The 10,577-nt window shown below is 68.1% G+C and carries 9 protein-coding genes and 1 pseudogene; 5 read left to right on the forward strand and 5 right to left on the reverse strand.

Annotated features, from left to right (window positions below):
* The 4 genes and pseudogenes from HC022_RS11995 to HC022_RS12010 form a co-directional block, all read right to left on the reverse strand.
* Window positions 1–651, reverse strand: a pseudogene (locus tag HC022_RS11995) (ATP-dependent DNA ligase); the annotation flags it as partial.
* Window positions 648–1,655, reverse strand: a complete 1,008-nt coding sequence (locus HC022_RS12000) for a ligase-associated DNA damage response exonuclease (RefSeq protein ID WP_008885764.1) — start codon at window positions 1,653–1,655, stop codon at window positions 648–650. The pseudogene HC022_RS11995 and the gene HC022_RS12000, both read right to left, overlap by 4 nt.
* 150 nt (window positions 1,656–1,805) lie before the next feature.
* On the reverse strand, window positions 1,806–2,777 hold the full coding sequence (locus HC022_RS12005; RefSeq protein ID WP_167452585.1) for an alpha/beta fold hydrolase: 972 nt from the start codon (window positions 2,775–2,777) through the stop codon (window positions 1,806–1,808).
* 1 nt (window position 2,778) lies between these two features.
* Complete coding sequence (locus HC022_RS12010; RefSeq protein WP_008886351.1) at window positions 2,779–3,069, reverse strand: SCP2 sterol-binding domain-containing protein; 291 nt, start codon at window positions 3,067–3,069, stop codon at window positions 2,779–2,781.
* Window positions 3,070–3,191: 122 nt separating this feature from the next.
* On the opposite strand from HC022_RS12010, the gene HC022_RS12015 reads away from it, so the two are divergent.
* From HC022_RS12015 to HC022_RS12035, 5 genes are all read left to right on the forward strand, one after another.
* Window positions 3,192–3,701 (forward strand): hypothetical protein, encoded by a 510-nt coding sequence (locus HC022_RS12015; protein WP_008883956.1) that lies wholly within the window; start codon window positions 3,192–3,194, stop codon window positions 3,699–3,701.
* 29 nt (window positions 3,702–3,730) lie between these two features.
* Window positions 3,731–6,721 carry a helicase-related protein gene (locus HC022_RS12020; protein WP_167452586.1) on the forward strand — a complete coding sequence of 997 codons (2,991 nt, stop codon included), beginning with the start codon at window positions 3,731–3,733 and terminating at the stop codon, window positions 6,719–6,721.
* Window positions 6,722–7,108 carry an RNA-binding S4 domain-containing protein gene (locus tag HC022_RS12025; RefSeq protein WP_167452587.1) on the forward strand — a complete coding sequence of 129 codons (387 nt, stop codon included), beginning with the start codon at window positions 6,722–6,724 and terminating at the stop codon, window positions 7,106–7,108.
* Between the two features lie 57 nt (window positions 7,109–7,165).
* Entirely contained in the window at window positions 7,166–7,504 is a 339-nt protein-coding gene (fdxA, locus tag HC022_RS12030; RefSeq protein ID WP_008883864.1) for a ferredoxin FdxA, read from the forward strand.
* Window positions 7,505–7,796: 292 nt separating this feature from the next.
* Window positions 7,797–8,309, forward strand: coding sequence for a CarD family transcriptional regulator (locus HC022_RS12035; RefSeq protein ID WP_008884247.1), 513 nt, complete (start codon window positions 7,797–7,799; stop codon window positions 8,307–8,309).
* A 328-nt stretch (window positions 8,310–8,637) separates the two neighbouring features.
* Here the strand turns inward: HC022_RS12035 and HC022_RS12040 are convergent, their stop codons facing one another.
* Complete coding sequence (locus HC022_RS12040; RefSeq protein WP_167452588.1) at window positions 8,638–10,512, reverse strand: monovalent cation:proton antiporter-2 (CPA2) family protein; 1,875 nt, start codon at window positions 10,510–10,512, stop codon at window positions 8,638–8,640.
* Between the last annotated feature and the right edge of the window lie 65 nt (window positions 10,513–10,577).

A 10,577-nucleotide genomic window follows, 5' to 3' on the forward strand; every position in this document is an offset into this window, starting at 1 on the left:
CTTCCGATCTGGGCCGGCGTCGATCTGGTAGGCGAGGTAGAACGGGTAGGGGCGGCTGTCGTCGGCCTCGGGCGTGTCCGCGGCCACCAGCCGGTCCCACGTGGTCCCCTGCGGGGTCCAGTCGCCCATCAGCCGCAGCGCCATCGCCGGTTCGTCCTGCCCGGTGGCCTGCGCCAGCGCGCGGGTCATCAGCTTGCGGCTGACGCCGATGCGGAAACCGCCGGTGATCAGCTTGTTGAAGAGGAAGCGCTCGGTCTCGTCGAGCCCGTCCCACGCCTCGAGAATGAAGGCCTTGCGGGCCTCGAGGTCGCGGTTCGGCAGGTCCGAGAGCGCCTCGAGCATGGCGGTGAGCGTGCGGTCCCCGCCGCGCCCGGGCGGCGGCAGCAGAAGTGCGATGGTCTCGGCGAGATCGCCGACGATGGGGTAGCATTCCTCGAGCAGCCAGAGCGGCACGCCGGCGCGCTCTGCCGCCCATTCCCGAAGCTGCGTCGTGGTCACCGCGCGCTTGGGGCGGCGGCCGGAGAACAGCGCCACGGTCCAGAGCCGGTCGGACTCGGGCGCGGTGCGGAAATACTCGGCCAGCGCCGCGGTCTTCACCGTGGTCTTGGTGCTCTGGTCGATGGCGGTGAAAAGCTCGGCGAAGGCCTTCATGCGGCGTCCTCGGCGTCGTCCTCGGCGGTGCCGAACTCGGTCGGGACAACCTGCGCGTCGAAGCCCTGCGTGACCAGCCAGCGGGCGAAGATCTCGGTGTAGCCGTGGGTGGCGAAGATCCTCTCGGCGCCGGTCTCGCGGATGGCTGTGTGCAACTCGTCCCAGTCGGCGTGATCCGAGAGCACGAAGCCCCGGTCGGCGCCGCGCCGCCTGCGCACCCCGCGCAGCCGCATCCAGCCCGAGGCGACGGCGGTGCGGGCGGGGCCGAAGCGCCGTGCCCAGTTCGAGCCGAGCGCCGAGGGCGGGGCGATGACCATGGCACCGGGATGGGCCTTGAGGTCGAGCTCGGGCGTCACGTGGGTGGTGTCGGGCAGCGCGTAGCCCTGGGCCCGCAGCACCGCGTTGGTGTTCTCGACCGCGCCGTGGGTGAGGATCGGACCGGTCGCCGGGTCGAGCAGCGCCAGCAGCCGCTGCGCCTTGCCCAGCGAATAGGCGCCGAGGATCGAGGCCCGGCCCTCGGCGGCGTTGGCGGCCCACCAGCTGTTGATGTCGGCGGCGACCTCGCGCTGCGGGCGCCACTTGAAGACCGGCAGCCCGAAAGTGCATTCGGTGATGAAGGCGTGGCAGCGCACCGGCTCGAAGGTCTCGCAGAGCCCGTCGGGGGCGAGCTTGTAGTCGCCCGAGACCACCCAGACCTCGCCGCCGACCTCGACCCGGACCTGCGCCGAGCCGGGGATGTGGCCGGCGGGGTGAAAGCTGACCGTGGCACCTCCGATGCGCCGGGTCTCGCCGAAGCGGATGGTGTCGATGGCGATCTCGCCCAGCCGGTGGCGGATCACCGGGGTGGCGGCATCGGTGGCGAGATAGGCGCCATGTCCCGGGCGGGCATGATCGGAATGGCCGTGCGTGATGAGCGCGCGCGCCACCGGGCGCCAAGGGTCGATGTGGAAATCCCCTGCCGGGCAGTAGATGCCCCTGTCGGTGAAGGTCAGAACGTCGCCCATGCAGCCGAAGCTAGCGCGGCGCGCCGGGCGGGAAAGCTCGGGTTAAGCGGGCGATGCGCCGGGCGGGGGCAGGCCGAGTGAGCGACGATGCGCCGGGCGGGGGGGAGTTCAGGCCCAGCGGGCGTTAGGGCGCCGTGCGGGCGGGAAAGCTCAGGCCCAGCGGGCGGCGGCGTCAGCGCTGCGGGCGGCGTCCTCGAAGACCTGCGCCATCTGGCTGAGGATACGGCCGCGGGTCACCGCGTCCTCCATCAGCACCTCGTGCTCGCCGCCCTGCACCCGCTCGAGCCGTCCGCCGGGCCAGGCGGTCATGCGGGCGACGATGCGGGGCACGTCGACGATGCGCTCGTTGCTGCCGACGAAGGCGATGGCGGGCAGGTCGGGGGCGGGCAGGCGGGCGAGCGCCAGGCATTCCGCCAGCGCCTGGTGCAGCCAGCGCAGCGACGGCCCGCCAAGCTGCAGCTCGGGGATCTCGGTCACCTGGCGCTGCATGTAGGTCCAGCCGCCGCGGTCGGTGGTCAGCAGGTTGCCCTCGTAGAGCCCGGTGGCGACATAGCTGTCGGGGCCGGTGGAGGGCGCATAGATGTGGTCGAGCCCGACCCGCGCGCTGCCCCAGCCAAGCGCCCAGGCGGCGGGGCGCAGGGCGGCGGCAAGGCGGATTCCCCACATCGGGCCGGTGAAGCCCGCAGCGGCCACGGGCAGGCCCTCGACCAGCGCGCGCAGCCCGATACAGCCGCCCATGGAATGCGCCGCAAGGAACAGCGGCCGCGGCAGCTCGAGCAGGTCGACCGCGTCGAGCATGGCCGAGACGTCGTACTGGTAGTCCTGGAACAGGTTCACGTGCCCGGCGCGCGGGTCCTCGTGCATGCGGTCCGCCAGCCCCTGGCCGCGCCAGTCGATGGTCAGCGTGTGAAAGCCGCGCTCGGCGAAATCGGCGGCGACGCGGCCGTATTTCTCGCAATATTCGGTGCGGCCGGGGAACATCAGGACGGTGCCCTGTGCGTCCCCGGGGCCGGGGTAGTGGGCGATACGGACACGCAGGTTGTCCTGCGTGCCGATCCAGTAGGCGCGCGCGCCCTCGGGGCCTTCGGCGAGCTCGGCGTAGAAGGGCGCGTCCAGAAGCATGTTACGAAAGCACTCCACCCAGGCGCATCGCGGCGCCCATGTCCCCGTCGATCGAGAGCCGGCCCGACATGAAAGCCGCGGTCGGGTTCAGGTCGCCCTCGATGATCTGCTGGAAGGTGTCGGTGTCGGCGCTGAGCGTCACGTCGGCATCGTCGTCACCCGCACGGGCGCCGTTCTCGTCCACGATGATGCTGCCCTCGTCTTCGATGACGAACTTGGCCACGCCGTCGAATCCCTCTCCGTCCAGCTTTGCGTTCAGGGCCTCCACGGCCTTGCTGACAACTTCGCTCATAGTGTTCCTTCCTTCACGAAATCCTGTGCTGGCTTTCCAGCAGACTCGGGTTACACTTGGAAGCTATGAGCATGCGTCGACCCTTTCGCAAATGTATCGTGGCGGCATTCGCGGCCACAGTCATGTTTTCCTTACCCGACACCGCGCTTGCGCAGGATCGTGCCGGTGAGCTTCTCGAGGAACTCGCCGCGTCCGAGTCCGCCGCGCAGGCCGAGCGGCTGGAAAAGGCCCTTTACATGGAGTGGTCCAAATCCGGCTCGGCCGCGATGGACCTGCTGCTGAAGCGGGGCCGCGACGCGCTCGAGGTCAACGAGACCGATGCCGCCATCGGCCATCTCACCGCGCTCACCGATCATGCGCCGCAATTCGCCGAGGGCTGGCACGCGCTGGCGCTCGCCTATTACCAGGTCGAGATGTTCGGCCCGGCGATGGACGCGCTCGAGCATGTTCTGGCGCTGAACCCGGTGCATTTCGGGGCCCTGCGCGGTGTCGCCGCGATCCACGACCAGCTTGGCAACGATGCGCTTGCGTACGAGGCCTATGCGAAGGTACTGGAGCTTCGACCGTTCGATGAAGAGGTGACCGGGGCGCTCGAGCGTCTCGCTGGTAAGGTCCAGGGCATCTCGATCTGAACGCCTGACAGAAAGAACAGGGCGGCAACATGCCCCAGAGCGCACGGATCGCGGCCGTTCTCGGCCCGACCAACACAGGCAAGACCCACTACGCCATCGAACGGATGCTCGGTCATCGTACCGGCATGATCGGCCTGCCGCTGCGGCTGCTGGCGCGCGAGGTCTATGACAAGATCGTCGCGGCGCGCGGTCCCTCGGTGGTGGCGCTGGTCACCGGCGAAGAGCGCATCGTTCCGGCGCGGGCCCAGTACTGGGTCTGTACCGTCGAGGCCATGCCCGAGGGCATGGGCTGCGATTTCGTCGCCATCGACGAGATCCAGCTCTGCGCCGATCCCGAGCGCGGGCACGTCTTCACCGACCGGCTGCTGCGGATGCGCGGGCTGCACGAGACGCTGTTCCTCGGCTCCGACACCATGCGCGGCCCGATCGCGGCGCTGGTGAAGGGCTGCGAGTTCATCCGCCGCGAGCGCATGAGCCAGCTGTCCTACCTGGGTTCGAAGAAGATCAGCCGGATGCCGGCGCGCTCGGCCATCGTCGGGTTCTCGGTCGACAACGTCTACGCCATCGCCGAGCTCATCCGCCGCACCAAGGGCGGGGCCGCAGTGGTCATGGGCGCGCTCAGCCCCCGGACTCGCAACGCGCAGGTGGATCTCTACCAGAACGGCGAGGTCGACTATCTCGTGGCGACCGATGCCATCGGCATGGGGCTCAACCTCGACATCGACCACGTGGCCTTTTCGTCGCTGACCAAGTTCGACGGCCGCCGCATGCGCGAGCTGCAGCCCAACGAGCTGGCGCAGATCGCCGGCCGGGCCGGGCGCGGGATGAAGCCGGGCACCTTCGGCACCACCGGCGACGCGGGCCAGATCCCCGACGACTGGGTCGAGGCGATCACCTCCCACAGCTTCACGCCGCTGCGAAAGCTCAACTGGCGCAACCCGGCCTTGCGCTTCGGCTCGATCCGGACGCTGATCGAGTCGCTCGAGGAGAGCCCGAACAACGAATGGCTGATGAAGGCGCGCGAGGCCGACGACCTGCAGGTGCTGAAGTCGCTGGGCAACGAGGCCGAGATCATGGCCCGTGCCTCGGACCCGCGCTCGGTGCAGCTCTTGTGGGACGTGTGCCGGATCCCCGATTTCCGGGGAATCAGTCACGCGGAACATGCAGGCCTCTTGCAGGTTATCTTCCAGCACCTGCACGAGCGCGGCGAGATCCCGAGGGACTTCATGGCCCGGCAGGTGAAGCGGATCGACCGGACCGACGGCGATATTGATACCCTGTCGAAACGGTTGGCGTATATCCGCACATGGACCTACGTGGCTCAGCGCCGTTCGTGGGTCGATGACGAAAGCCATTGGCGCGAGGCGACCCGCGCTGTAGAAGACGCACTGTCCGACGCTTTGCACGAGCGGCTGACTCAAAGATTTGTTGACCGGCGGACCTCAGTGCTGCTTCGCCGGTTGAAGCAGAAGGAGGCCCTCTTGGCCGAGGTGAACGACAAGGGTGAAGTGACCGTCGAAGGCGAATTCGTCGGTCGACTCGAGGGATTCCGGTTCCGTCAGGATCAGAATGCCACCGGGCAGGAAGCCAAGACGCTGAAACAGGCGTCGTTGCAGGCGCTGGCGCCGCATTTCCACCTGCGGGCGGACCGGTTCTACAACGCGCCCGATACCGAGATCGATTTCACCGAGCAAGGTGGCCTCATGTGGGGCGATCAGGCGGTGGGCAAGCTCGCCAAGGGCGACGATCCGATGAAACCGCGCGTGGTGGCGTTCGTCGACGACATCGCGGGGTCCGACGTGATCCAGAAGGTCGAGCGCCGTCTGCAGCACTTCATCGACCGCAAGATCGCGGCGCTGTTCGAACCGCTGCTGAACCTGCAGCGCGACGAGACGCTGAACGGCCTGGCGCGCGGCTTCGCGTTCCGCATGGTCGAGAACATGGGGATCATCCCCCGCAACGCAGTGGCGGACGAGGTCAAGCAGCTTGACCAGGAAGCCCGCGGCGCCCTGCGCAAGCACGGCATGCGCTTCGGCCAGTACACGATCTTCATGCCGCTGCTGCTGAAGCCCGCGCCGACCCGTCTGCGCCTGGTGCTGTGGTCGCTGGCGAACGATCTCGACAGCTTCCCCGAGGCCCCGCCACCGGGTCTGGTGACCGTTCCGAACATCCGCGACGTGCCGATGCAGCACTACACGCTGGCCGGCTACCGTCCGGCGGGCGAGCGCTCGATCCGCATCGACATGCTCGAGCGTCTCGCCGACCTCCTGCGCGCACAGGACAGCCGTGGCGGCTTCGAGGCCAACCCGGACATGCTGTCGATCACCGGCATGACGCTCGAGCAGTTCGCCGACCTGATGGGCGGGCTGGGCTACCGTGCCGAGAAGGCCGAGCGCAACAAGGTGCGCGCCGCCGACGAGGTGGTGACCGAGACCTCCGAGCCCACGGGTGAGCCGGGCGCCGACGAGCCCGTCTTCGACGCTGCGCGCGAAGAAGAGGCGACGCCCGCCGCGATGGCCGATCCGGCCGAGACGCCGGTGGCTGCGGACGAGGTGCCGGGCACCGAGACCATCGCCGACGAGGGCATCGCCCCGGTCGACGAGGACCCCGAAGCGGTCGCTGTCGACGACGGCATCGCCGAGACCCCCGAAGAAGAGATCCTGCCGGGCTCGGCACCGGACGAGGCCCTGGCCGGTCCGGAGATCGAGGTCTTCTACACCTTCACCTGGGGCGGCAACCGCAACCGCGGCCCGCGTCGCGAAGGTGGCCGCGAGCGTGACGGCGGCGGAGCCCGTGGTGGCGACCGCGGTGAGCGCGACGGCCAGCGCGGCGCCCGTGGAAAGGGCGGTGCGCCCAAGGGCAAGGGCGGCGGCGGCAAGAAGGGCAAGGGCGGCAAGCCGCAGGGCGATCGCGGCGACAAGGGTCCCAAGACCTACGAGTCGCGCCCCCGCAAAGAGCAGAAGATCGATCCCGACAACCCCTTCGCAGCGGCCCTCATGGGGTTCAAGAGCAAGTCGTAAGTGACGGGCGGTCCCGAAAAGCTGCGCATCGACAAGTGGCTCTGGCACGCCCGCTTCTTCAAGACGCGGAGCCTGGCGGCCAAGGTCGTTGCCTCGGGGCTGCGGGTGAACGGGACGTCGGTGGCGAAGCCCGCCTTCGCCGTCGGCCCCGGGGACGTGCTCACCTTCGCCCAGGGGCGCGACGTGCGGGTCATCCGTGTCGTGGCGCTGGGCGAGCGGCGCGGCCCCGCTCCGGAGGCGCAGACGCTCTACGAGGACCTCGATCCGCCGCGGCCCCGTGGCGCAGACGAGGCCCCGATGGCCGCCACCCCGCGCTACGAGGGCGGGGGGCGTCCGACGAAACGTGACCGCCGCGCGCTCGACAAGCAGCGGGATGTGCTTGAATGATCGCGCGCCGTGGTCTAGCTAGGCCGGATATCGCAAGACCCTGACGGATGGACTGCCATGACTTACGTGGTCACTGAGAACTGCATCGCCTGCAAGTACACCGACTGTGTCGAAGTGTGCCCGGTCGATTGTTTCTACGAGGGCGAGAACACGCTCGTCATCCATCCCGACGAGTGCATCGACTGCGGTGTCTGCGAGCCCGAGTGCCCCGCAGACGCGATCCGGCCCGATACCGAGCCGGATATGGACAAGTGGGTCGAGTTCAACCGCAAGTACGCCGAAATGTGGCCGGTCATCATCTCGAAGAAAGAGCCGATGCCCGGATACGAGGACCGCGACGGCGAACCCGGCAAGCTCGACAAGTACTTCTCCGAGGCGCCCGGCGAGGGCGGCTGAGAACCGATTCGCGCATTCGTCGGGAAATTGGTTGCGTTTGCGTTAACACGCAGAGGCAACTTGTTGAATTTCCCGGGTTTCCCTGTTTCCGCCAAGATTCTGGGAAACGAGGCGCAAATGTGGTAAAGTGTATAACACACATGACAAGGCCACACACACGGGGCAAGGGATACCTGCGCCCGATGACATAATCGAATACCAGTCGGTTCCAGGCGAACGGGATGCACCGCATATCCGTCCGTCTTTTCTGTCGCTGTGTGGTGTGGTTTGGCTGCTGAGGACTCTGTTGCATATGACGACCAAGACCAAGAAGAACGAATTCCGCCCGAACGACTACGTGGTCTATCCCGCTCATGGCGTGGGTCAGATCGTGTTGATCGAAGAGCAGGAAATCGCCGGCATCAAGCTGGAACTGTTTGTGATCTCCTTCGAGAAGGACAAGATGACCCTGCGGGTTCCGACCCACAAGGCCAGCGAAATCGGCATGCGCTCGCTGAGCTCGCCGGACGTCGTGAGCCAGGCCATGAAGACCCTCAAGGGCAAGGCCAAGGTGAAGCGTGCCATGTGGTCCCGCCGCGCGCAGGAATATGAGCAGAAGATCAATTCTGGCGACCTGATCGCCATCGCCGAGGTCGTGCGCGACCTGCACCGCGCCGACGACCAGCGCGAGCAGAGCTATTCCGAGCGTCAGCTCTACGAGGCCGCGCTCGAGCGCCTGACCCGCGAAGTCGCGGCCGTCAGCGGCGGCGACGAGGTTGCCGCCGCACGTCAGGTGGACGAGGTTCTCGGCCTGCGCGCCGCCTGAGCCGCCTCACCGGCACGGCATCGAAGATCGAAGGAAGCGGGCCCCGGGGTCCGCTTTTTTCTTGTCCGCGTGGTCGGGGCCGAAGCAGGTCCCGACTGTCCGCCCCGGGGCTGCGGGCACGGGCCGGTTGCCCACGCCGGGGCCAAGGCAGACAGTTGCTCGGTGCTCGGTGCTCGGTGCTCGGTGCTCGGTGCTCGGTGCCCGGTGCCCGGTGCCCGGTCCACAGGCTTCAGTCTCCGGGCTTCAAGCGTCCCACGTATGACCTCGGGCCCGTTCGTCGGCCCGGCCGCAAGCCCATCCGTCCACCCGGGCGGGGCCGCGCAGGGGCTCAGGCCACGTCGTCGCGCTTTTCCGAGAGGGCGGTGTAGAGCGCGGTCTCGAGCTCCTTCTCGAGCTCGCGGGCGCGCGTGATGTAGGCCTCGTTCTCGGAAGACGGCATGTTCGGATCCCAGAGCTTCGCAAGTTCCTGCACCGTGGTGCGGTCGTGGCGGTAGAAGGTCTCCTCGGCGATGGCGGCCTCGTAGTCGGTCATCCCGACCTCCTCCAGCACGTAACGCCCGGCGCGCAGCGAGCTGTCGAACATCTCGCGCACGATCTTGTCGGCGCCCGCCTGGTAGAGCTCGTAGACGTGGGTGCGGTCATGCGCCCGCGCCACGATGAAGACATCGTCGCGCATCCGCCGGGCGAAGCGCACCAGCTTGGTGGTGGCCTTGGGGTCGTCGAGCGCCGCCACGATCACCTTGGCATCCTTGATCCCCGCCGCGTGCAGCAGCTCGGGCCGGGTGGGGTCGCCGAAGAAGCCGCGGTAGCCGAAGCGCCGCATCAGCTCGATGGTCTTCATGTCGTGGTCGATCACCACGGTGCGGAAGCCCGAGCTCTGCACCAGCCGGTTGACGATCTGCCCGAAGCGCCCGATGCCCGCGATGATGATCGGGCCCTCGGCCTCGACCTTGTCGGCGGCGGGCTGGGCGTCGCGGGTTTCCTCGACCCGGGTGGAGAGCCAGTCGAAGAGGATGAAGAGCAGCGGCGTGATCAGCATCGACAGCGCGACCACGAGCAGCAGGCGCTGGCCCATTTCCTCGCTGAAGATGTTGAGGTTCAGCGAGAAGGAGATCAGCACGAAGCCGAATTCCCCGGCCTGCGCCAGCGACAGCGCGAACAGCCAGCGGCTGCGCGGCTTGAGGCGGAACACATGCGCGAGGCCGAAGAGGATCGCGCCCTTGAGCAGCATCATCCCCAGCGCCAGCCCGAGGAGTGTCAGCGGCTCGCGCATGAAGGCGCCGAGGTCCACGCCCGCGCCCACGGTGATGAAGAAGAGCCCCAGCAGCAGGCCCTTGAAGGGCTCGATGTCCGACTCGAGCTGGTGTCGGAACTCGGAGTTGGCAAGCACCACGCCCGCGAGGAAGGTGCCGAGCGCGGGCGACAGGCCGACGAGCTCCATCAGGAAGGCGATGCCCGCGACGATCAGCAGGGCCACGGCGGTGAACATCTCGGGCAGGCGGGCGGGGGTGATGTGCCGGAACAGCGGCCGGGCGCCGTAGATGCCCGCCACGATGATCAGCGCCACCGCCGCCAGCGTGACCAGCGCCACGCCCCAGCCGGGCAACCCGTCGACCAGCGACAGGCCGTGGTGGCCGTCGAGCTCGGTCTCGGGGCGCTGGATCGAGCCGTCGGGCGAGAGCGTCATTACCGCCTCGCCGGCGAGCAGCGGCAGCACGATCAGCATCGGAATCACCGCGATGTCCTGCGTCAGCAGCACCGAGAAGGCGGACCTGCCCCCCGAGGACTGCATCAGCCCCTTCTCGCTGAGGCTCTGCAGCACGATCGCGGTGGAGGAGAGCGCGAAGATCATCCCCGAGGCCAGAGCCGGTTTCCAGCCGAGCCCCAGCGCCATGGCCGCGGCCATCACCGCCAGCGTGGTCAGCAGGATCTGCGACCCGCCCAGCCCCACCAGCCGGTGGCGCATGTCCCACAGCGCCCTCGGTTCAAGCTCGAGCCCGATGATGAAGAGCATCATCACCACCCCGAACTCGGCGAAGTGGCGCAGGTCCTCGGTGGCGGCGACGAGGTGCAGCACCGGGCCGATCATGATCCCCGCCAGCAGGTAGCCCAGCACCGAGCCGAGACCGAGTCGCGCGGCGATCGGCACCGCGATTACCGCAGCCGCCAGATACACCGAGGCCTGGAAGAGGAATCCGTCCATGATCGTCCCGTTGAAACCAAAGTCGTCGCAATCCACCACATGATGGGCTGCTGCACGGTGGAAAG

Origin of the sequence: Salipiger sp. HF18, assembly GCF_011806505.1 — a bacterium.
Lineage (GTDB): Bacteria > Pseudomonadota > Alphaproteobacteria > Rhodobacterales > Rhodobacteraceae > Salipiger > Salipiger thiooxidans.

Excerpts from the sequence above, each read along its gene's own strand:
- HC022_RS12000 (WP_008885764.1), bottom strand. The coding sequence starts at position 1,655 with ATGGGCGACGTTCTGACCTTCACCGACAGGGGCATCTACTGCCCGGCA.
- HC022_RS12015 (WP_008883956.1), top strand. The coding sequence starts at position 3,192 with ATGTTTTCCTTACCCGACACCGCGCTTGCGCAGGATCGTGCCGGTGAG.
- HC022_RS12035 (WP_008884247.1), top strand. The coding sequence starts at position 7,797 with ATGACGACCAAGACCAAGAAGAACGAATTCCGCCCGAACGACTACGTG.
- HC022_RS12020 (WP_167452586.1), top strand. The coding sequence starts at position 3,731 with ATGCCCCAGAGCGCACGGATCGCGGCCGTTCTCGGCCCGACCAACACA.
- HC022_RS12010 (WP_008886351.1), bottom strand. The coding sequence starts at position 3,069 with ATGAGCGAAGTTGTCAGCAAGGCCGTGGAGGCCCTGAACGCAAAGCTG.
- fdxA (WP_008883864.1), top strand. The coding sequence starts at position 7,166 with ATGACTTACGTGGTCACTGAGAACTGCATCGCCTGCAAGTACACCGAC.
- HC022_RS12040 (WP_167452588.1), bottom strand. The coding sequence starts at position 10,512 with ATGGACGGATTCCTCTTCCAGGCCTCGGTGTATCTGGCGGCTGCGGTA.
- HC022_RS12005 (WP_167452585.1), bottom strand. The coding sequence starts at position 2,777 with ATGCTTCTGGACGCGCCCTTCTACGCCGAGCTCGCCGAAGGCCCCGAG.